The sequence below is a fragment of the Brachybacterium phenoliresistens genome, assembly GCF_000576425.1.
GTDB classification, from domain to species: domain Bacteria; phylum Actinomycetota; class Actinomycetes; order Actinomycetales; family Dermabacteraceae; genus Brachybacterium; species Brachybacterium phenoliresistens.
Window position 1 is genome coordinate 245,732 of the sequence record NZ_KK069988.1, and the last position, 21,529, is coordinate 267,260.

The 21,529-nt window shown below is 72.5% G+C and carries 19 protein-coding genes; 15 read left to right on the forward strand and 4 right to left on the reverse strand.

All coding sequences use genetic code 11. The features are described from left to right. Positions 1 to 259 precede the first annotated feature (259 nt). Positions 260 to 907, reverse strand: a complete 648-nt coding sequence (locus BF93_RS01125) for a type II toxin-antitoxin system PemK/MazF family toxin (RefSeq protein WP_038370089.1) — start codon at positions 905 to 907, stop codon at positions 260 to 262. Positions 908 to 1,004: 97 nt separating this feature from the next. Here BF93_RS01125 and BF93_RS01130 point away from each other — a divergent pair, with 97 nt between their 5' ends. The 5 genes from BF93_RS01130 to hemW all read left to right on the forward strand — a co-directional run bounded on the left by BF93_RS01130 (position 1,005) and on the right by hemW (position 7,564). Beyond that, positions 1,005 to 2,672: a circularly permuted type 2 ATP-grasp protein gene (locus BF93_RS01130; protein WP_051486373.1), complete on the forward strand. Its 1,668-nt coding sequence runs from the start codon at positions 1,005 to 1,007 to the stop codon at positions 2,670 to 2,672. After that, positions 2,662 to 3,576 (forward strand): alpha-E domain-containing protein, encoded by a 915-nt coding sequence (locus BF93_RS01135; RefSeq protein ID WP_038370090.1) that lies wholly within the window; start codon positions 2,662 to 2,664, stop codon positions 3,574 to 3,576. Before BF93_RS01130 ends, BF93_RS01135 begins: the two co-directional genes overlap by 11 nt. A gap of 159 nt (positions 3,577 to 3,735) precedes the next feature. Then, the gene (gene lepA / locus BF93_RS01140; RefSeq protein WP_038370091.1) at positions 3,736 to 5,616 is read left to right on the forward strand and encodes a translation elongation factor 4; all 1,881 of its coding nucleotides are present in this window, start codon (positions 3,736 to 3,738) and stop codon (positions 5,614 to 5,616) included. Beyond that, entirely contained in the window at positions 5,613 to 6,368 is a 756-nt protein-coding gene (locus BF93_RS01145) for an MOSC domain-containing protein (RefSeq protein WP_051486374.1), read from the forward strand. Before lepA ends, BF93_RS01145 begins: the two co-directional genes overlap by 4 nt. Then, complete coding sequence (gene hemW / locus BF93_RS01150; protein ID WP_084148163.1) at positions 6,365 to 7,564, forward strand: radical SAM family heme chaperone HemW; 1,200 nt, start codon at positions 6,365 to 6,367, stop codon at positions 7,562 to 7,564. The genes BF93_RS01145 and hemW overlap by 4 nt, the downstream gene beginning before the upstream one ends. Positions 7,565 to 7,808: 244 nt before the next feature. Here the strand turns inward: hemW and BF93_RS19465 are convergent, their stop codons facing one another. Together BF93_RS19465 and BF93_RS01160 are read right to left on the reverse strand one after the other, a co-directional pair. Next, positions 7,809 to 8,918 carry a DUF4870 domain-containing protein gene (locus tag BF93_RS19465; protein ID WP_051486375.1) on the reverse strand — a complete coding sequence of 370 codons (1,110 nt, stop codon included), beginning with the start codon at positions 8,916 to 8,918 and terminating at the stop codon, positions 7,809 to 7,811. A gap of 340 nt (positions 8,919 to 9,258) precedes the next feature. Next, positions 9,259 to 10,134, reverse strand: a complete 876-nt coding sequence (locus BF93_RS01160) for a DUF3097 domain-containing protein (protein WP_038370092.1) — start codon at positions 10,132 to 10,134, stop codon at positions 9,259 to 9,261. Positions 10,135 to 10,270: 136 nt separating this feature from the next. Between BF93_RS01160 and hrcA the strand changes: the two genes are divergently transcribed. The 3 genes from hrcA to BF93_RS01175 are packed head-to-tail and all read left to right on the forward strand — an operon-like array spanning position 10,271 to position 13,251. Beyond that, complete coding sequence (gene hrcA / locus BF93_RS01165; protein ID WP_038370093.1) at positions 10,271 to 11,272, forward strand: heat-inducible transcriptional repressor HrcA; 1,002 nt, start codon at positions 10,271 to 10,273, stop codon at positions 11,270 to 11,272. A gap of 55 nt (positions 11,273 to 11,327) precedes the next feature. After that, entirely contained in the window at positions 11,328 to 12,461 is a 1,134-nt protein-coding gene (gene dnaJ / locus BF93_RS01170; RefSeq protein WP_038370094.1) for a molecular chaperone DnaJ, read from the forward strand. Position 12,462: 1 nt separating this feature from the next. Then, positions 12,463 to 13,251, forward strand: coding sequence for a 16S rRNA (uracil(1498)-N(3))-methyltransferase (locus tag BF93_RS01175; RefSeq protein ID WP_038370095.1), 789 nt, complete (start codon positions 12,463 to 12,465; stop codon positions 13,249 to 13,251). 168 nt (positions 13,252 to 13,419) lie between these two features. On the opposite strand, the gene BF93_RS01180 is transcribed toward BF93_RS01175, so the two are convergent. Further along, the gene (locus tag BF93_RS01180; RefSeq protein ID WP_038370096.1) at positions 13,420 to 13,971 is read right to left on the reverse strand and encodes an NADPH-dependent FMN reductase; all 552 of its coding nucleotides are present in this window, start codon (positions 13,969 to 13,971) and stop codon (positions 13,420 to 13,422) included. A gap of 165 nt (positions 13,972 to 14,136) precedes the next feature. Between BF93_RS01180 and BF93_RS01185 the strand changes: the two genes are divergently transcribed. The 7 genes from BF93_RS01185 (at position 14,137) to BF93_RS01215 (ending at position 21,528) form a co-directional block, all read left to right on the forward strand. Beyond that, positions 14,137 to 14,499, forward strand: a complete 363-nt coding sequence (locus BF93_RS01185; RefSeq protein WP_038370097.1) for a histidine triad nucleotide-binding protein — start codon at positions 14,137 to 14,139, stop codon at positions 14,497 to 14,499. Next, positions 14,496 to 15,557, forward strand: coding sequence for a PhoH family protein (locus BF93_RS01190; RefSeq protein WP_038370098.1), 1,062 nt, complete (start codon positions 14,496 to 14,498; stop codon positions 15,555 to 15,557). Before BF93_RS01185 ends, BF93_RS01190 begins: the two co-directional genes overlap by 4 nt. Positions 15,558 to 15,561: 4 nt before the next feature. Further along, positions 15,562 to 16,023 carry an rRNA maturation RNase YbeY gene (gene ybeY / locus BF93_RS01195; protein ID WP_038370100.1) on the forward strand — a complete coding sequence of 154 codons (462 nt, stop codon included), beginning with the start codon at positions 15,562 to 15,564 and terminating at the stop codon, positions 16,021 to 16,023. A 13-nt stretch (positions 16,024 to 16,036) separates the two neighbouring features. Next, entirely contained in the window at positions 16,037 to 17,368 is a 1,332-nt protein-coding gene (locus BF93_RS01200; protein ID WP_038370101.1) for a hemolysin family protein, read from the forward strand. After that, the gene (gene era, locus BF93_RS01205; RefSeq protein ID WP_038370102.1) at positions 17,361 to 18,317 is read left to right on the forward strand and encodes a GTPase Era; all 957 of its coding nucleotides are present in this window, start codon (positions 17,361 to 17,363) and stop codon (positions 18,315 to 18,317) included. The genes BF93_RS01200 and era overlap by 8 nt, the downstream gene beginning before the upstream one ends. A gap of 273 nt (positions 18,318 to 18,590) precedes the next feature. Then, complete coding sequence (leuA, locus tag BF93_RS01210; protein WP_232226165.1) at positions 18,591 to 20,303, forward strand: 2-isopropylmalate synthase; 1,713 nt, start codon at positions 18,591 to 18,593, stop codon at positions 20,301 to 20,303. 220 nt (positions 20,304 to 20,523) lie between these two features. Then, positions 20,524 to 21,528 carry an SDR family NAD(P)-dependent oxidoreductase gene (locus tag BF93_RS01215; RefSeq protein WP_038370105.1) on the forward strand — a complete coding sequence of 335 codons (1,005 nt, stop codon included), beginning with the start codon at positions 20,524 to 20,526 and terminating at the stop codon, positions 21,526 to 21,528. Position 21,529: the final 1 nt, after the last annotated feature.

The following is a 21,529-nucleotide window of genomic DNA, read 5'->3' on the forward strand; positions in this document are numbered from 1 at the left end:
CCGCACCAGCTGAGGTGCGGTCCTGACGGGGACGGGCGGTGGGGATCGCCTGGAGACGTCGGGACCGAGTCGCTGTCGCGGTCACACATCCGGATCGCACGGCCGCTTCACCCGAGACACGGGAGGGACCACGGCGTGCGCGCACCGGACGGTATGTCACACATACAAGGGTCGAGGTTACCAGAACGGTGTCCGCCGTTCAGCACCTGCGCAGCGTGTCACGCATCCCATTCGTGCACCTCAGAGGGCGCGCGACCGGTCAGAGGCTCCAGCCGTGCACCTCGCGCACCACGCGCGCGACCTGGTCGTAGCGCTCCCGGGACAGCTTCGCGCCCTCCCGGCGCACGGAGGCGGGGCGCAGCCGCAGCAGGCGGTCGGCGCGGACCTCGGAGTCGCGGCCGCGGGAGTCCCAGGCGCCGGTGCCGATGTCGACCCAGGTGGCCCCGTGCTCGTCGACATGGACCGCGTCGCCGCGGTCACGGGAGGTGAGCATCAGGGCCACCAGCACCTCGCCGTGCTCGTCCCTCTCGCGGGCCAGCACGAGGACCGGCCGGTCCTTGCCCCGGGTGATGTCCTCCTCGAAGGGCACCCACGCCCAGGCGATCTCGCCCGGGTCGGCGTCCTCGTCATCGCGCGGGGAGTAGTCCAGCGCCAGCGGCGGGCTGCTCGGGCGGTCGGCCAGGGCGCCGTCGGCCGCCTCGGGCCCGGAGCCCGGTGCGCCCTGCCGGGAGCGGGCCTCCTGCGCGAGGTCGGCGCCGGACCGGCCCGCCGTCCCGCCGGAGGTCCCGTCGCGACGATCCTGCACCGCATCGACCACGGACCTGCCGATGTCGCGGGCGGCGCGGCGGGCTGCCGGGGAGCGCAGGACGGAGCGCAGGACGGAGGAGAACCGGGAGGCGAGCGACATGACAGCGAGCGTACCCATCCGCGCGGAGTCGGTCACGGCGAGGTCGCGGTGGACGGAACGGTGAAAGGCCGGGCCGCGGACGGTGTTAGATGGAGGCATGTCAGGCGCATCACTCTTCGAGGGATACGGAGCCGAACCCGCCGGCGACGAGATGTTCGCTGCGGACGGCGCGGTCCGCCCCACCTACGAGCTCCTCCACGACGCCCTGTCCAGCCTCGGGGAGGAGGAGTTCCGCTCCCGATCCGAGTCGCTCGCCCGCACCTATCTCGACCAGGGCGTCACCTTCGACTACGCGGGGGAGGAGCGGCCATTCCCCATCGACGCGATCCCCCGGATCATCGCCGCCGAGGAATGGGCGGAGGTCTCCATCGGCATCGCCCAGCGGGTCCATGCCATCGAGGCGTTCCTCGATGACCTGTACTCCGACCGCGCCGCGGTGGCCGACGGGGTGATCCCGGAGAGCCTGATCGCCTCCTCCGACGCCGTGGTCGAGGCGATGCGCGGCTACCGGCCCCCCAACGGCGTGCGCATCCACATCTCCGGGATCGACCTGGTGCGCGACGGCGAGGGCGGATTCCGCGTGCTGGAGGACAACGTGCGCACGCCCAGCGGCGTGTCCTACGTGCTCTCCAACCGTCGCGCCATGGCGCACACCTTCCCGGAGCTGTTCGCCTCCGCGCCGGTGCGCAGCGTCGACGAGTACCCCGGGCGCCTGCTGCGCGCCCTCGAGGCCGCCGCCCCGGACACCGCCGGCGAGCAGCCCACCGTCGTGGTGCTCACCCCCGGCCGCTACAACAGCGCGTACTTCGAGCACTCGCTGCTGGCGCGCACCATGGGCGTCGAGCTCGTCGAGGGCAGCGACCTGGTCGTCTCCTCCGACCGCGTCTACATGAAGACCACCGCCGGGCTGCGCCGCGTGGACGTCATCTACAAGCGCACCGACGACGCCTTCCTGGACCCGGAGGTGTTCCGTCCCGACTCGGTGCTCGGCGTGCCGGGCCTGGTGCGCGCGATCCTCGCCGGGCACGTGGTGGTCGCCAACGCCATCGGCAACGGCATCGGCGACGACAAGCTCACGTACACCTACATCCCCGATCTCATCCGGTACTACCTGCAGGAGGAGCCGATCCTGCGCAACGTGGACACCTGGCGCCTGGAGGACCCGTCCTCCCGCGAGGAGGTCCTGGACCGCATCGACGAGCTCGTGGTCAAGCCCGTGGACGGCTCCGGCGGCAAGGGCATCGTGGTCGGCCCGACGGCGAGCCGGGACGAGCTCGACGCGCTGCGCTCGCGGCTGCTGGAGGATCCGCGCGGCTGGATCGCCCAGCCGATGGTCCAGCTGTCCACCATCCCCACCCTGGTGGCCGACGGGCCCCGGCCCCGGCACGTGGACCTGCGCCCCTTCGCCCTGAACACGGGCGAGGACGTGTGGGTGCTTCCCGGCGGCCTGACCCGCGTCGCCCTGCCGGAGGGCGAGATCATCGTGAACTCCTCCCGCGGCGGCGGCTCCAAGGACACCTGGGTGATGGCCTCCTCGACCCCGACCCGGGTGGAGGTGCCGACCTCGACCGGCTACATCCGCGTGGTCGAGGCCTCCGGAGAGGACGAGCCGCTCGAGGACCTCTCCGTGCCGGCCGATGCGCCCCCGGTCGAACCCGATCCCGTCACCACCGCCATCCCGATCATCGACGCGGAGGAGCTGCAGACCCAGGAGCAGCTGCTGGGCGCCGAGGACCCCGCCGAGGAGGAGCGCGATGCTCAGTAGGATCGCCGACGCCATGTTCTGGATCGGCCGCTACGTCGAGCGGGCCGATCAGACCGCCCGCATCCTCGACGTCAACCTGCAGGCCGTCACGCAGGAGCCGGCGTCCCTGGTCACCGGTCGCTGCCGGCAGGTGCTGGGGATCTTCGGCATCGAGGCGGAGGAGGGGGAGGAGCCGGGCGTGCAGCGCCTGCTGGACCTGCTGGCCGTGGACCGCGGCAACCCCTCCGCCGTCGCCGGCGCCCTGCAGACGGCCCGCGAGAACGCCCGCGGCGCCCGCGAGGTGCTCTCCACCGAGGTGTGGGAGTCGCTGAACACGACCAGCCACGGCGTGCCGCGGGCCCTGCGCCCCTCGCGCATGCACGGCTACTTCCAATGGGCCAAGGACCGCTGCGCGGTGGTCAACGGCCTCGTGGACGCCTCCATGACCCGCGACGAGGCGTGGCTGTTCTGGCAGCTGGGCAGCACCATCGAGCGGATCGACATGATCTCCCGCATCCTGCAGTCCCACGACCTCGAGGACACCTCCGACGCCAACACCGTGATGCTGCTGCGCACCTGCAGCGCCCACGAGGCGTACATCCGCTCCTACCGGGGCCAGGTCGATGCGGCCGATGCCATCAGCTTCCTGCTGCTGGACACCTTCTTCCCGCGCTCCATCGCGCACTGCCTGGCCCAGCTCGACCAGGCCCTGGACGCGCTGGCGAAGGTCCACGGGCACGCCTTCGACCGCTTCGGGACGCAGGACCCGGCGCGGCGCCTGGCCGGGCGGGCCCTGGCGAGCCTGCGCTACCGGACCCTCGAGGACATCACCGCGGACTTCGACGAGGAGATGGAGCACATCCAGATGGTCACCGGCGCCCTCACCCGGGCGCTGGACACGGCATATTTCCGCCCGATGGCCTGAGCTCCGGGCCGGGCATCGGCCCCGCCGGCGCGGCCGATGCGCCGCCCGCCACATGCGGGCCGGCGCAGCGCGACCGGACCCGGCGCATCGTGAGACGATGTCCCGGCCGCCGGGCAGGCTCCGGCGCACCCGCATGACGAACGCTGGACGAGAGGACGGATGCCGGTGACCCCGAGGATCGCCACCGAGGACGCCCGGGACATCGTGCCCGCCTCCACGCCGATGGAGCGGATCCGCAACTTCTGCATCATCGCGCACATCGACCACGGCAAGTCGACGCTCGCGGATCGCATGCTGCAGCTGACCGGCGTCGTGGACGCCCGGGCCATGCGCGCCCAGTACCTCGACCGGATGGACATCGAGCGCGAGCGCGGCATCACCGTGAAGAGCCAGGCCGTGCGCATGCCCTGGCAGGTCGACGGCGTGAACTACGCGCTGAACATGATCGACACCCCCGGCCACGTGGACTTCACCTATGAGGTCTCCCGCTCGCTGGCCGCCTGCGAGGGCGCGATCCTGCTGGTCGACGCCGCCCAGGGCATCGAGGCGCAGACCCTCGCGAACCTGTACCTGGCGATGGAGAACGACCTCCCCATCATCCCGGTCCTCAACAAGATCGACCTCCCGGCCGCGGACCCGGAGAAGTACGCGGCCGAGCTCGCCCAGCTGGTGGGCGTGGATCCCTCCGAGGTGCTGCGCGTCTCCGGCAAGACGGGCGCCGGCGTCGAGGAGCTGCTGGACCACGTGGTGCGCACCCTGCCCGAGCCGGTCGGCGAGATCGACGCCCCCTGCCGCGCGATGATCTTCGACTCGGTCTACGACACCTACCGCGGCGTGGTCACCTACGTCCGCGTGATCGACGGCCGGATGACCCCGCGCGAGAAGATCGTGATGATGTCCACCGGCGCCCAGCACGAGCTGCTGGAGATCGGCGTGATCTCCCCGGAGCCGATCCCCACCAAGGGCCTGGGCCCGGGCGAGGTCGGCTACCTCATCACCGGCGTGAAGGACGTGCGCCAGTCCAAGGTCGGCGACACCGTCACCGCAGCGGTCCGCGGGGCCACCGAGGCGCTGGCCGGCTACGCCGATCCCAAGCCGATGGTCTACTCGGGGCTGTTCCCGATCGACGGCTCGGACTACCCGATCCTGCGCGACGCGCTGGACAAGCTCAAGCTCAACGACGCCGCCCTGAACTACGAGCCGGAGACGTCCACGGCCCTCGGCTTCGGCTTCCGCGTCGGCTTCCTGGGCCTGCTGCACCTGGAGATCGTCCGCGAGCGCCTGGAGCGCGAGTTCAACCTCGACCTCATCTCCACGGCGCCGTCGGTGGTCTACCAGGTCACCATGGAGGACGGCACCGAGGTCGAGGTCATGAACCCCTCGGACTTCCCGACCGGCAAGGTGCGCGAGATCCGCGAGCCCGTCTCGCGCGGCACCATCATCGTCCCCAGCGAGTTCGTGGGCACCGTGATGGAGCTGTGCCAGACCAAGCGCGGCAGCCTGCAGGGCATGGACTACCTCTCCGAGGAGCGGGTCGAGCTGCGCTACCAGCTTCCCCTGGCGGAGATCGTCTTCGACTTCTTCGACCAGCTGAAGTCCCGCACCAAGGGCTACGCCTCCCTGGACTACGACGTCAGCGGCGAGCAGGCGGCCGATCTGGTCAAGGTCGACATGCTGCTGCAGGGCGAGCCGGTCGACGCCTTCAGCGCCATCGTCCACCGCGACAAGGCGTACCACTACGGCGTCGAGATGGCCGGCAAGCTCAAGAACCTCATCCCGCGCCAGCAGTTCGAGGTGCCCATCCAGGCGGCGATCGGCTCGCGGATCATCGCCCGCGAGAACATCCGTGCCCTGCGCAAGGACGTGCTGTCCAAGTGCTACGGCGGCGACATCTCGCGCAAGCGGAAGCTGCTGGAGAAGCAGAAGGAGGGCAAGAAGCGCATGAAGAACATCGGCTCCGTCGAGGTGCCGCAGGAGGCGTTCATCGCAGCCCTGTCCTCCGACGGCGAGGGCGCCGCCAAGGAGGGCAAGAAGAAGTGACCGCCCCCGCCGGTGCGCTGGAGGTGAGCATCGATCCCGCCGCCGGCGGGCGGATCGCCGCGGTCTGCACCGTCGCCGAGCTGTTCGCCGTCCCCGAACGGCGGCTCATGAGCGGCATCGACAAGCGCCCCGTGGACGGTCCCGTGCGGCTGCTCGCGCACGGCGTGCTGGGCGACGTCCAGGGCGACCGCGAGCATCACGGAGGCATCTTCAAGGCCGTCTACGCCGTCTCCCGGGAGATGCGCGAGGCCTTCGCCCGCGAGCGCGGCGAGGACCTGCCCGACGGCTTCTTCGGCGAGAACCTCGTGACCACCGGCCAGGACACCGACGAGGCGCTCGTCGGCGAGCGTTGGCAGATCGGCGAGGCCGTGATCGAGGCGACCTGCCCCCGCGAGCCCTGCAAGACCTTCGCCGCGCGCATGCAGGACCGCTCCTGGCCGCGCCGCTTCCGGGACGCCGGTCGCTGCGGCGCCTACTTCCGCGTGCTCACCGAGGGCGAGGTCCGCGCCGGGGACCGGATCGAGGTCCTCGCCCGGCCCGAGCACGAGGTGAGCATCGGCCAGGTCTACCGCGGGCTCGCGCCGGAGCCGGCGGCACGGCTGCTGGACTGGGCCGAGGCGACGGGCACGGTGCTGTACGAATCCCTGGTCCGCTCCGCGCTGGTCGCTCTGGATCGCGCCGGATCCCCGCGGCAGTTCCCGCAGCGCCTGCGCTCGACGGGGCGCGGCCTGGGCCTCGGGATGGGCCTGTGAGCGCGCCGACCCCGTCGGCCGATGCTCCCGCGGTGCACGTGCCCGGACCCCGGGATCTGTCGGTCTACATCCATGTGCCGTTCTGTGCGGTGCGCTGCGGGTACTGCGACTTCAACACGTACACCGCCACCGAGCTGGGCGGGGGCGGCAGCCAGGCCGAGTATGCCTCTCATGCGATGCGGGAGATGGACCTGACCCTGGCCGACGACGCCGCGGCAGGGCACGTCTACGAGCAGGTCGGGACTGTGTTCTTCGGCGGGGGCACGCCCACGCTGCTGCCCGCGGACGATCTCGTCGCCCTGCTCGCCCACCTGCGGTCCCTGATCCCCCTGGCACCCGGCGCGGAGGTCACCACCGAGGCGAACCCCGACTCGGTCACTCCGCAGTCCCTGCGGCGCCTGGCCGAGGGCGGCATCACCCGGGTGTCCTTCGGGATGCAGTCGGCGGTGCCGGCGGTGCTCGCGACCCTGGGGCGCACCCACGACCCGGAACGGGTGCCGCTGGCGGTGCAGTGGGCGAAGGAGGCCGGTCTCGACGTCAGCCTCGACCTCATCTACGGCACGCCGGGGGAGCGGCTCGAGGACGTCGTCACCTCCGTCCGGTCCGCTCTGGCCTGCGAGGTCGACCACATCTCGGCCTACTCGCTGATCATCGAGGGGAACACGGCCATGGCCCGGCAGGTGCGCCGCGGCGAGCTGCCCGAGCCCGACGGCGACGACATGGCCGACAAGTACGAGGCGATCGACGACCTGCTCGAGGCGGCGGGGCTCAGCTGGTACGAGGTCTCCAACTTCTCGCGCACTCCCGCGCACCGCTCCCAGCACAACCTCGCCTACTGGCGCGGCCGCGACTGGTGGGGCATCGGCCCCGGGGCGCACCGGCACCGCGACGGGCTGCGGGCCTGGAACGTCAAGCATCCCAGCCGCTACGCCCGGATGCTCGGCGAGGGCGTCCTGCCGCGCCAGGAGTCCGAACGGACCTCCCCGGAGGAGAGGGCGCTCGAGCGGATCATGCTCGAGCTGCGCATCCGTGACGGTCTCGATGCCGACCAGATCGCCCCGCATCGGCGCGACATGATCGACGTGCATGTGCGCCGCGGCCACCTCGAGGCCGATGCGGCCGCCCGCGGCCGCCTGGTCCTCACCCGTCCCGGCCGGCTGCTGGCCGACGCGGTGATCCGCGACCTCACCGACTGACCCGGCGCCGGCCCCCGATACCTCTGCACTGCACCGCGTCCTACCCCCGCCGAGCTCCGCCTCGCCGAGCCCGGTTCCGCCGCGTCCCTCGGGATGTCATTCTCCGTCGCTTGAACGCTCGTTCAAGCGACGGAGAATGACCTCCCGCGGCGGGATGGGCGGCCCTGAGCACGGCAGCGCCGCCGCCCCGAGGGGGCGACGGCGCTGCGGAGGGGACGCCGGTGCTCGCGGATCGAGCCCCGGATCAGGAGAACAGGCGGATGTTCGCCGGGTAGTTCCACCACTCGCCCTGGTTCGCCTTGACCGCGCCGATGATCGCGAAGATCAGCTGGATGAGCGCGGGCAGGCCGATCAGGGGGAATGCGATGCTTCCGATGCCCAGCGTGACGATCGCGAAGATCCCGATCGCGATGGACAGCACCACGGAGCTGATGAGCACGGCGATGGCTCCGTTGAGCGCTTCCGCGGCGTGGAACCGCACGAAGCGGCTGCGGTCCTTGTACATGAGGAACACGATGAGCGGCCCCACCCAGCCCAGGAAGCCGATGCTCACCACGTGCCCGATCACGACGGACAGCTGCGCGAGCATCGCCCAGGTGCGGGCATCGGCCGGGGAGGTGGGCTGGCCGCTGAGCGCGCCGGCGTAGGCGCCCTTGGTCCCGGGCGGCGGGGTCTCGGAGAACTGGGTCCCGCCCGGCTGGCCCTGGGCCTGGCCAGCGAAGGGCTGGCCCTGGCCGGCCGGGTTCGGGCCGGCTCCCGGCTGGCCGACGCCGGGATAGCCCTGCTGTCCGGCCTGGGCCGACGGCGCGCCGGGAGCGCCGTACGGGCTCTCCTGGGCTCCGTACGGGCTCTGCTGCGGTGCACCGTACGGGCTCTGCTGCGCGCCGTAGGGGCTCTGCGGAGCCCCGGAGGGATCCTGTCCCGCGCTCTGGCCCTGCTGCTGCGCCGCATAGGCGGCCGATGCGGCGTAGGGGTCCGGCTGGGAGGCGCCGGGGAGGGTCCCGCCCGGGGTGCCGCCGACCGCCGGCGCGGCGGCAGCCGGCTCCCCGGGCTGGGTCCCGCCCGGGGTGCCGCCGACCGGCGGCGCGGCCGCAGCCGGCTCCCCGGGCTGGGTCCAGTCGGGCTGCGCGGCCGGGGCGGCGGCGCCGTCGGCCGAGCCGTGCGAGGCGCCGTAGGGATCCCCGCCGGCGACGGGCGCCGCCGGGGTGGCGTAGGGGTCCTGCGCCGGGGCGGGCGCCGCGTTCTCGGCCCCTGCCTGCTCGGCGGCGGGCTGCTCGGCGCCCGACTGCGCGGGCGGGGTGCCCCAGGGCGTCCCGGAGGTGTCCTGGCCGTGGTCATGACTCGGGGTGCTCATGGCGTCTCCCTGACGAGGTGGTCGTTGGTCCCCTTGAGCGTATCGGGTGCCGCCCGGCCCGGTCATGGGGGAGAACCCCCAGGATCCTGGGGGAGCGCCGGAACGGGGCGGGGGCGGACCGCGCACTCCGCGGAGCCGGGGCCACTGGCCGGGCGCGGCGACGCCCCGGACCAGACGGCGCCCTGGACCAGACGGCGCCCTGGACCCGACGGCGCCCTGGACCCGACGGCGCCCTGGACCCGACGGCGCCCTGGACCCGACGGCGAGCCTGCGCGTCCTGCAGGACGGCTCACCCATGCGCGAGGGTCACTCCTGCGGGACGGTCACCCATGCGCGAGGGTCACTCCTGCGGGACGGTCACCCAGTCGATGAGCTCCTCGATGCGGCCCGAGAGCGTCGGCTCCACATCGGCGTAGGAGCGCACGGTGGACAGGATGCGCTGCCACCCCCGGGCCACATCGGCCTGGTCCTCGTGCGGCCAGCCGAGCGCGGCGAGGGTGCCGTGCTTGATGTCGGTGCCCTTGGGGATGTGCGGCCATGCCGTCAGCCCCACGCGGGCCGGGCGCACGGCCTGCCACACGTCGACGTACGGGTGGCCGAGGATCAGCACGTTGCCCTGGGCGCCGCGCATCCTCATCACCTGCTGGGCGATGCGGGTCTCCTTCGAGCCCGGCACGAGGTGGTCCACGAGGATGCCCAGGCGCCGCTGCGGGTTCGGGGCGAAGTCCTCGACGCGCTCGGCGAGGTTGTCCGCGCCGTCGAGCATCTCCACGACGATGCCCTCGATCCGCAGGTCGTGGCCCCACACCTTCTGCACGAGCTCGGCGTCGTGCTTGCCCTCGACCCAGATGCGGGAGGCGCGGGCGGTGCGGGCCTTGGCGCCCTCGACGTAGACGGAGCCGCTCGCGGAGCGCTTCGGGGCCGCCGGGCCCGAGCGCACGGGGCGCACCAGGCGCACCGGGCTGCCGTCGATCATGAACCCGGGGCCCAGCGGGAAGGAGCGCAGCACGCCGCGGCCGTCCTCGAGCTCGACCACGATCTCGCCGGCGATCTTCTCGAGCCGGGTGACCGCGCCGGTGAAGCCGGTCGAGGCCTCCTCGACGACGAGACCCCGGGAGACGGGGACGTCGCGGGCGACGGGGCGGCGCCGATGGTGGGCCGCGGGGGAGCTCAGCACATCGGAGCCATAGCGATCGGGGAAGGCGTTCGGTGACACGCCGTCACGGTACCCCGGTGGCGAACGCCTCCCGCGGAGACCCGCCCGGAGCGCGTAGCATTGGCACTCGGAACCGCCGGGTGCCAACTGTGACGATCGGACCCGGCCCCAGCCACGCAGACGGGAGGCGGACGGCATGGACCCGCGCAAGCTCCAGATCCTCGGTGCGATCGTCGAGGACTTCGTCTCGACCCGCGAACCGGTCGGCTCGAAGTCGCTGCTGGATCGGCACGACCTCGGGGTGTCCGCCGCCACCGTCCGCAACGACATGTCCGTCCTCGAGGAGGAAGGGCTGATCACCCAGCCCCACACCTCCGCGGGCCGCGTCCCCACCGACAAGGGCTACCGCGCCTTCGTCGACCACGTGGCGACGATCAAGCCGCTCTCCACCGGGGAGCGGCGCGCCATCAGCACGTTCCTCGAGGACGCCGGGGACGTGGACGAGCTCCTCTTCCGCACGGTGCGCCTGCTCTCGCAGCTCACCCACCAGGTCGCGATGGTGCAGTACCCCGCGCCGCAGCAGGCGCGGGTGCGCCACGTCGAGCTGGTCAAGGTCGCCGACTCGCTCCTGCTGGTGGTGCTGATCACCGAGGCGGGCCGCGTGGACCAGCGCACGATCGCCCTGGCCCAGCCGCGGGACGCCGAGTTCTACGAGGGCCTGCGCGATGGACTGCTGCGGGCCGTCAGCGGACGCGAGGTCAACGACGTCGAGCGGGGCCTGGCCCGGCTGGTCGCCGCCACGGCGCCCGCCGATCAGGACGCCGTGCGCGAGGTCACCGACGTGGTCGCCGCCCTCGCCGCCTCCCGCACCGAGGATCGGATCGTCATGGCCGGCACGGGGAACCTGGCGCGCTCCGCCGCTGATTTCGCCCGCGACATGGAGCCGCTGCTGGACCTCCTGGAGGAGCAGCTGGTGCTGCTGCGCCTGCTCTCGGAGATGGGCGCCGAGCCGGGGACGGTGCAGGTGCGCATCGGCGAGGAGAACCGCAACCGATCCCTCACCCAGGCGTCTCTCGTCGGGGCGGGGTACCGTGCCGGGTCGCATCTGGCGATCCTGGGCCCCACCCGCATGGACTACGTCACCGGCATCTCCACCGTGCAGGCCCTGGCCCGCTACATCCATCGCTTCCTGGAGTGAGCGGCCGCGCCCGCCGCCCCTCCGCACACCACCCATCGACCAAGGACACCGCTTCGTGAACGAGGACTACTACGACCTGCTCGGCGTGCCGCGCGACGCCACCACGGACCAGATCAAGAAGGCCTATCAGAAGGCGGCCCGCACCCTGCATCCGGACGTGAACCCCGATCCGGACGCGGCGGAGAAGTACAAGAAGGTCTCCCAGGCCTACGAGACGCTCAAGAACCCCGACAAGCGCCGCCAGTACGACATGGGCGGCGGGCCTGGCATGGGCGGCGGCTTCCCCGGGGGCGGGGGCGCCGGATTCGACTTCTCCGACATCTTCGACATGTTCGCGGGCGCCTCGGGCATGCGCGGCCGCGGGCAGGGGCCGGTGCCGCGCCAGCGCCGCGGCGGGGACATCCTGCGCCGCACCACCATCGATCTGCGCGACGTCGTCTTCGGCACCGAGCAGAAGGTCACCTTCCGCACGGCCGTGCTGTGCGAGGCCTGCCACGGCTCCTGCTGCGCGGAGGGCACCTCGCCCACCCGGTGCAGCGCCTGCAACGGCACCGGCCACGTCCAGCGCGTGGTGCAGTCCCTGCTGGGCCAGATGGTCACCATGGCGCCCTGCACCGCCTGCGAGGGCCATGGCGACATCATCGAGTCGAAGTGCCCCAGCTGCGCCGGCCACGGGCGCGTGCAGAGCGAGAAGACGCTCACCGTGAAGATCCCCTCCGGCGTCGAGAACGGCACCCGCATCCAGCTGCGCGGCGAGGGCGAGATCGGCGAGGCGGGCGGCCCGGCCGGCGACCTCTTCGTCGAGCTCGCGGTCCAGGAGCACGAGATCTACACCCGCGACGGGGAGGACCTCGTCGCCCACGTCTCGGTGCCCATGACCTCCGCGGCCCTCGGCGCGACGGTCCCCCTGGAGACCTTCGACGGCGTCCAGGAGCTGCAGATCCGTCCCGGCAGCCAGCCCGGCGAGGAGATCACCCTCAAGGGCCTCGGCGTGACGCCGCTGCGGCGGGAGCGTCGCGGGGACATCCGCGTCGAGATCGACGTGGAGGTCCCCACGGGGCTGACCGACGAGCAGAAGGATCTCCTCGAGCAGTTCTCCGCCCTGCGCGGGGAGGAGACCCCGCGCACCGGCGGGCGACGCCACGGCGGAGTCTTCGACAAGATCCGCGATCGCTTCCGGGATCTCTGACATGCCGGCCACTCCCGCGGCGTTCCTCGTGCCGCACGGCGCGCTGTCGCCGGCGCGCCGCGGGGAGGGGCTGGCGCTGACCGGGGAGGAGGGGCGCCACGCGGCGAAGGTCGCGCGCATCGGCCCCGGGGAGCGGGTCCTGCTCACCGACCCGGCGGGTGCCCAGGCGGTCGCCGAGGTGGTGGCGGCGGCCAAGGAGTCCCTGGAGCTGCGCCTGCTGGAGGACCCGGTCCCGGCGGTCCCGCGCCGCCCCGCCCTCGTGCTGGTCCAGGCCCTCGCCACCGGGGGTCGGGACGAGCAGGCGGTCGAGGCGGCCACCGAGCTCGGGGCCGATGTCCTCGTCCCGTGGATCGCGCGGCGCAGCGTGTCGGTGTGGCGCGGCGAGAAGCTGCGCAAGGGCCGCGCCAAGTGGGAGGCGACCGTGCGCGCCGCGGTCAAGCAGTCCCGGCGCCCGAGCGTGCCCGTCGTCGAGGAGGCGGTGGACACCGCCGTGCTCGTGCGCCGCACCCGGGAATGGGCCGAGCAGGGCTCGATGGTGCTCGTGCTGCACGAGCAGGAGAGCGCGGCGCTGGTCGATCTCGCCGCGCCGCTGCGCGCGCTGCAGGGCCGCGAGGGGGCTGCCGTGGTGCTGGTGGTGGGCCCGGAGGGCGGTATCGCCGAGGAGGAGATCGCGGCGCTGCGCGAGGCCGGGGCCCGCAGCGTGCTGCTGGGGCCGGAGGTGCTGCGCTCCTCGACGGCGGGACCGGCGGCGATCGCCGCGATCAGCGCCCTCATCGGCCGCTGGGGCTGAGCCTGTCGCCGGGCCCTCTCGCCGGGCCCTCTCGCCGGGGCCGGACGCGCGGAGCAGGCGCATCGAGGCCGATGCGGCCCGCCGCCGGGCTGCGGAGATGCGGACAGGGCGGGCGCCGTGCGGCGCCCGCCCTGTCGTGATCGGGGGAGAGGGAGGAGGAGGGGAGGGTCAGGCGACGACGGCGCCGGAGCGCTGGTCGGCCTTCTCGCGCAGGGCCGCGAGCGCCTCGACCAGGGCCTGCTGCTTCTCGGGGCGCACGCCCATCGCGCCCTCGGGGGACAGGTCCGCGCCGAAGCCCAGGCCCAGCTCGCCGACGAGGTCGGTCTCGAAGCGCCGCATGAGGCGCTCCAGCAGCTCGAGCACCTCGGCGCCGTCGCCCCAGCCGTAGCCGACCAGCAGCGTGGGCAGGCCGTTCCACTCCTCGTAGAGGTAGTCGATCGCGTTCTTCAGCGCACCGGGGTAGCTGCCGTTGTACTGCGGGGTGACGATGATCGCGGCGTCCAGGGCGCCGATGCGCTCGGCCCAGGCCTTCGCATGGTCGGTCGCGCGCTCCAGGCCGGCCTTCGGAGCGCTGTGCTCGTCGAAGGAGGGCAGCTGCACCTCGCGCAGGTCGATCAGGTCCGTGTCCCAGCCGTCCACGTGCTCGGTGATCCACTGGGCGACGTGCCCGCCGATGCGGTTCGGGCGGGTGCTGGAGACGATGATTCCAAGGGTAGCCATGACGGGTCCAACCCTCGCGGGCCAGCGGATCTTCCCGATTCCGCTGTGATCCCTTCAACATTCAACGATCCCGGAGGGCGCCCGCCGCTGCCGGAGGGGCCGGGCCCGGACGGCCACGACGCGGGAGCTCCGGGGCGCGGCGCGCGCACGCGTAGACTTCCCCCCATGGAATCCGCCGCTCCCGCCCTGCGCGACGACGCGTGCGTCTTCTGCCGGATCGTCGCGGGGGAGATCCCCTCGGATCGGGTGCACGAGGACGATGCCGTCATCGCCTTCCGCGATCTCGCCCCCAAGGCCCCGGTCCACGTCCTCGTCGTCCCGCGCGAGCACCACCGGGACGTCCGCGACCTCACCTCCCGGCCCGAGCTGCTCGCCCACGTCGTCGAGGTCGCCCGAGACGTCGCCGCGGAGCTGGCCGACGGGGAGTTCCGCCTGATCTTCAACACCGGCGCGAGCGCCGGGCAGACCGTCTTCCACGTGCACGCCCACGTCCTGGCGAGCGGAGAGCTCGCAGAAGGAGAGATGTGACCGATCTCGAATCCGTCCCCGGCCGCGCACCCGAGGTACGCGAGCGCCGGCTGGCGATCCCGGACCACCTCAGCCCCTTCCAGGTGCTGGGCGAGAACGACCAGGCGCTGGCCGCGCTCGAGGACGTGGTCCCCGACACGGACGTGCACGTGCGCGGCCACCAGGTCACCCTGCGCGGCACCGAGGAGGCCCTGCGGCGCAGCGAGCACATCATCCGCTCGCTGATCGAGATGGCCGCCAAGGGGCAGGGCGTCACGGCGGAGGCGGTGCAGCGCGCCGCCGCGCTCTACGGCGACGACCGGCTGGGCGGCGAGCGCATCGAGAAGGTGCTCTCGCAGGCCGTGCTGTCCTCGCGCGGGCGCACCATCCGCCCCAAGACGCTGGGCCAGAAGACCTACATCGACGCGATCGAGGAGAACACGATCACGTTCGGGATCGGCCCTGCCGGCACCGGCAAGACGTACCTCGCCGTGGCCGTGGCCGTCCAGCACCTGCTGGCCAAGCGCATCAACCGGATCATCCTCACCCGGCCCGCCGTCGAGGCGGGGGAGCGGCTGGGCTTCCTGCCCGGCACCCTCAACGAGAAGATCGACCCGTACCTGCGGCCGCTGTACGACGCGCTGCACGACATGCTCGACCCGGAGTCGATCCCGCGGCTGATGGGCGCCGGCACCATCGAGGTCGCGCCGCTGGCGTACATGCGCGGGCGCACCCTGAACGATGCGTTCATCATCCTGGACGAGGCGCAGAACACCACGCCCGAGCAGATGAAGATGTTCCTGACCCGCCTGGGCTTCAACTCGACCATGGTCGTCACCGGCGATGTCACGCAGGTCGACCTCCCCGGCGGCCAGCGCAGCGGCCTGCGGGTGGTCGAGCAGGTCCTCTCCGGCGTCGAGGACATCGCCTTCTGCCGCCTGTCCTCGCGCGACGTCGTGCGCCACCGCCTGGTCAGCGACATCGTCGAGGCCTACGGCCGCTGGGAGGTCGGGCCGGGCGGCAACCGCGAGTCCCGCCGCCGCGGCGGCCCGTCCCCGTCCGGACCCCGAGGAGCATGACCCCATGATCGAAGTGCGCAACGAGACCACCGTCCGCATCGACGAGCTCGAGTTCGTGGCGCTGGCCCGCTTCGTCTTCGAGGCGATGCACCTGCACCCCGCCACCGAGCTGTCGCTGCGGTTCATCGACGAGACGGAGATGGAGCAGCTGCACATCCGCTGGATGGACGAGCCCGGCCCCACCGATGTGCTCAGCTTCCCGATGGACGAGCTGACCCCCGGCACCGAGCTCGACCCGTCCCCCGAGGGCCTGCTGGGGGACATCGTGGTGTGCCCGAGCGTGGCCGCGCGCCAGGCGGCGGAGTCCGGGCACAGCGCCGCGGAGGAGATGCTGCTGCTGACCACCCACGGCATCCTCCACCTGCTGGGCTACGACCACGCCGAGGCGGAGGAGCGGCGGGTCATGTTCGACCTGCAGCGCAAGCTGCTGCTGACCTTCCTCGCCACGCGCGACCAGGAGTCGTGACGGCTCCCGCCCCATGACTGCTCTGCTCCTCGTCCTCATCCCCCTGGCCGTCCTCGGCGTCGTGGTGGGCGCCTCGCTCACCGCGGCCGATGCCGCGCTGCTCGCCATCTCCCGCGTCGCCCTCGAGCGCGCCCTCGAGGACAAGCCCGAGCGCCTGCGCCGGCGAGTCCTGCACCAGCACGACGACGCCCCGCCCACGCTGGCGGCGATCGGCCTGGGCCGCGTGATGGCCGATGCGGTGATGGCCGTGGCCATCACCGCGATCGTCTTCGAGACCCTCGACGGCTGGGTGCTGCCCACCCTGCTGTCGATCCTCATCGCGGGCGTCGGCTCCTTCCTCGCCGTGTCGGTCTCGCCGCGCACCCTGGGGCGCCGGCGCCCCGAGGCGGTCGCCATCGGGCTCTCGCTGCTGATCTCCATCACCCGCACCGTGCTGGGCCCGCCGGCGCGGCTGCTGATCCACATCGGCTCGGCCTTCACCCCCGGCGGCGCCGTCTCCGGGGGTCCGTACGCCACCGAGGCGGAGCTGCGCCACAGCGTGGACCGGGCGCTGGAGAACGAGCAGCTCGAGCACGACGAGCGCGACATGATCCAGGGCGTGTTCGACCTGGGCGGCACGACCGTCCGCGAGATCATGGTGCCGCGCACCGACATGGTCGTCATCACCGACGACACCAGCGCCGAGAAGGCGGTGCGGCTCTTCGTGCGCTCCGGCTTCTCCCGCGTCCCGGTGATCGGGGAGAACGTCGACGACCTGCTGGGCGTGCTGTACATCAAGGACGTGATCCGCGCCGTCCACTCGCCGTGGGATCCCCGGGCCGACCGTCCGGTGCGCGAGCTCATGCGCCCGGCCCAGTTCATCCCCGAGTTCGTCGCGGCCGATGACCTGCTGCGCCAGATGCAGGCCAGCAGCGTGCACGTGGCCATCGTGGTCGACGAGTACGGCGGCGTGTCCGGGATCGTCACCATCGAGGACGTCCTCGAGGAGATCGTCGGCGACATCGCCGACGAGCACGACCGGCGCGAGCCGGAGATCGAGGAGCTCGGCGAGGGGCGCTTCCGCGTCCCCGCCCGCGAGAGCGTCTCCGGGACCGGAGAGCTGTTCGGCCTCGAGATCGATGACGACGACGTCGACTCCATCGGCGGACTGCTCGGCAAGGCCCTGGGCCGGGTGCCGATCATCGGCTCCCATGCCGATGTGCTGGGCCTGCACCTGGAGGCCGAGCGCACCAGCGGGCGCCGAAAGCGCCTGTCCACCCTGATCGTCTCGCGCGCCGCGCGCGAGGAGGAGCCCGACTCCGTCGAGGCCCCCGCAGACCACGCCTCCGAGGAGCACGATGACTGACCCCGCCCCCATGCCGGAGCGCGAGCATCGCGCCGGCTTCGTCGCCCTCGTGGGCCGGCCCAACGTCGGCAAGTCCACCCTCACCAACGCGCTGGTGGGCGAGAAGGTCGCGATCACCTCCTCCAAGCCGCAGACCACCCGCCGCGCGATCCGCGGCATCGTGACCCGCGAGGACGCCCAGATCATCCTCGTGGACACCCCCGGCGTGCACCGCCCCCGCACCCTGCTGGGGGAGCGGCTGAACGACCTGGTCCGCGAGACCCTCGCCGAGGTCGACGTGGTCGGCTTCTGCCTGCCCGCGGACCAGCGCATCGGCCCCGGCGACCGGTTCATCGCCGAGGACCTCGCCGAGCTGCGCGGCAGCCGGTCGCGGCCGCGCGTGGTCGCCGTGGTCACCAAGGTGGACCTGGTGGACCGCGAACGGCTCACCGAGCACCTGATCGCCGTGGACCAGCTCCTGTCCGTCGACGCGATCGTCCCGATCAGCGCCGTGACCGGCGAGCAGGTCGACGTGCTGATGCAGGTCATCGCCGAGCAGCTGCCCGTCAGCCCGCAGCTGTACCCCGACGACCAGCTCACCGAGGAGTCGCGCGACGACCGCATCGCCGAGCTGATCCGCGAGGCGGCCCTCGAGGGAGTGCGGGACGAGCTGCCGCACTCCATCGCCGTGGTCGTGGAGGAGGTCGTGGAGACCGACCCGGAGGATCCCTTCGCCGAGGTCGCCCCGGGCGAGGGCCGGCTGGTCGTGCGGGCCAGCCTGTTCGTCGAGCGCGACAGCCAGAAGGGCATCATCATCGGCCGTGGCGGCTCCCGGCTGAAGGAGGTCGGCAGCGCCGCCCGCGCCGAGATCAACCGCCTGCTGGGGCGCAAGGTCCACCTGGACCTGCGGGTCAAGGTCGCCAAGGACTGGCAGCGCGACCCCAAGCAGCTGGGCCGGCTCGGGTTCTGACCCTCCGCGCGCGGCCGGCGCCGGCAGTGCTACGGTGACGCCATGCGTGGTTCGCTCCTTCTGCTTATCCGCCGCGTCGAGGCCTGATCGCTGGGACCTCGCCGCGGCCGATGCCCCATGCCCCCGGCGACCCCACCGATCCATGAAGGACTTCCCGTGACTGCGAACCCCACCGCTGCGGCATCGGCCGCCGCCGACCGCGTCCCCGCGACCGAGGATCCCTCGGTCCCCGTCGTCGGCCCCCGCGGAGACGCCCCCCAGCTCGCCTCCGGCATGCCGATCCACAAGTACCTGCCCTTCCACGAGCAGATCACCGTCGACCTCCCGGACCGCACCTGGCCGGCGCGCCGGATCACCCGCGCCCCCCGCTGGTGCGCGGTCGACCTGCGCGACGGCAACCAGGCGCTCATCGACCCCATGAACACCGAGCGCAAGCTGCGCATGTTCGACCTGCTGGTGCGCATGGGCTACAAGGAGATCGAGGTCGGCTTCCCGGCGGCCAGCCAGACCGACTTCGACTTCGTGCGGACCCTCATCGAGGAGGACCGCATCCCCGAGGACGTGATGATCCAGGTCCTCACCCAGTCCCGCGAGCACCTGATCGAGCGCACCTTCCAGGCCGTCGCCGGGGCGCACCGCGCCGTGGTCCACCTGTACAACTCGACCTCCGTGCTGCAGCGCGACGTCGTCTTCCGGGCCGATGAGGACGCGGTGCTGGACATCGCCGTGCAGGGCGCCCTGCTGTGCAAGAAGTACGAGGAGACGATCCCGGAGACGGCGATCACCTACCAGTACTCCCCGGAGTCCTACACCGGCACCGAGCTCGAGTACGCCGTGCGCGTGTGCAACGCCGTCATCGACGTCGTCAAGCCCACGCCCGAGGACAAGATGATCATCAACCTGCCGGCGACGGTGGAGATGGCCACCCCGAACGTGTACGCCGACTCCATCGAGTGGATGGACCGCCACCTGGACCGCCGGGATTCCGTGGTGCTGTCCCTGCACCCCCACAACGACCGCGGCACCGGCGTGGCCGCGGCGGAGCTCGGCTACCTCGCCGGGGCGGACCGCATCGAGGGCTGCCTGTTCGGCAACGGCGAGCGCACCGGCAACGTCGACCTGGTGACGCTGGGGCTGAACCTGTTCAGCCAGGGCATCGATCCCCAGATCGACTTCTCCGACCTCGACGACGTGCGCCGCACCGTCGAGCACTGCAACCAGATGCGCGTGCCCGAGCGCTCCCCGTACGGCGGCGATCTCGTGTTCACGGCCTTCTCCGGCTCGCACCAGGACGCCATCAAGAAGGGGCTGGAGCGGATGGAGAAGGACGCCGAGGCCGCGGGGAGCACCGTGGACGACCTCGTCTGGCGCGTCCCCTACCTGCCGGTGGACCCCAAGGACCTGGGCCGCTCCTACGAGGCCGTGATCCGCGTGAACTCGCAGTCCGGCAAGGGCGGCATGGCCTACCTGCTGCGCACCGAGCACGGCCTGGACCTGCCGCGCCGCCTGCAGATCGAGTTCTCCTCGATCGTCCAGCGGATCACCGACTCCGAGGGCGGGGAGATCTCGCCGACCTCGCTGTGGGAGGCGTTCGTGGACGAGTACCTGCCTGCGGACGACCACGGCCGCCGCTGGGGCCGCTTCGGCTTCCGGGGCGTGCGCCAGGAGTCCGCCGGAGAGGGCGCCGACCAGATCACCGTGGACCTCCTCGTCGACGGCGAGGAGCAGCAGATCACGGGCATCGGCAACGGCCCGATCGACGGCTTCGTGAAGGCCCTGGCCAGCAAGCACGTGTCCCTGCGCATCCTCGACTACGCCGAGCACGCCCTCACCGAGGGCGACGACTCCCTGGCCGCGGCGTACGTCGAGTGCGAGATCGGGGACCGGATCTTCTGGGGCGTCGGCATCGACGGCTCGATCACCCGCGCCTCGCTCGCGGCGATCGTCTCCGCGCTGAACCGGGCCGAGCGCGCGCAGCAGCGCTGAGGCGCCGCGGCGCCGGCACGGCGAGGAGGAACGGCCCCGGAGCGCTCCGGGGCCGTTCCTGTGCGCGGGCCTGCGGACCGGAGAGACGGTGCGGGTCGTCCCCGGGGTCGGGGCCGTGCCCCATGGAGTCCCCAGGCTCCGGGCGCATGATGGGAGCGAAACGTACATGGATGTACGTTTACCTCGCGGCCCTCGCGGTCGCCCGACCGGAGGGATCCCCATGCACGACGCCCCGCTCACCGCCGCCAGCACCATCGACCGGTGGCTGGACAGCCCGACCGGAGGGCCGCTGCTGCGCGAGCTCCTCGCCGGATCGGGCCAGACCCCGCAGGCCCTCGCCCCGGTCGCGCACCTGCCGCTGGGCCAGCTGGTCGCCCTCAGCGCAGGGCGCATGCCGCAGGGGGCGGTCGACGACCTGGTGCGCGCGGCGAACGACGGCGTGCTCGTCCAGGAGGAGACGCCGGCGGCCGCGCCGGGCTCCGCCCGCTTCGCCGGGCGCACCGTGATCGTCACCGGCGCGGCCTCCGGCATCGGCCGCGCCACCGCCGTGCGCGTCGCGCGGGAGGGCGGGCGCGTGATCGCGGTCGACCTCGCCGCCGAGGGCCTGGACGCCCTGGCCGCCGAGCACGGCGAGCAGAGCGGCCCGATCGTCCCAGTGGCGGGGGACCTCACCCGCTCCGAGGATCGGGACCGTGTGCTCGAGGCCGCGGACGGCCGGATCGATGCGCTCGCGAACATCGCGGGGATCATGGACGGGATGGTGCCGCTGCACGAGACCGAGGACGCGCTGTGGGACCGGGTCCTCGGCGTCAACCTCGATGCCGTGTTCCGCCTGACCCGCGCGGTGATCCCGCTGATGCGCGCGGCGGGGGCCGGGGCGATCGTCAACGTCGCCTCGGAGGCGTCGCTGCGCGGGAACGCGGCCGGCACCGCGTACACGGTCTCCAAGCACGCCGTGGTCGGGCTGACCCGCAGCGCCGCGTTCCTGTACGGGCCCGACGGGATCCGGGTCAACGCCGTCGCCCCCGGCCCCACGGCCACCGGGATCGAGGGATCGATGCGCTCGGAGATGGGGGCGCAGCGGCTGGGGCCGTTCCTGCGGATGATCCCGCCGGTCGCGACCGCGGAGACGATGGCCGCGTCCATCACCTGGCTGCTCAGCGACGACAGCGCGAACGTCTCGGGCGTGATCCTCCCCTCGGACGGCGGCTGGTCGGTGCAGTGAC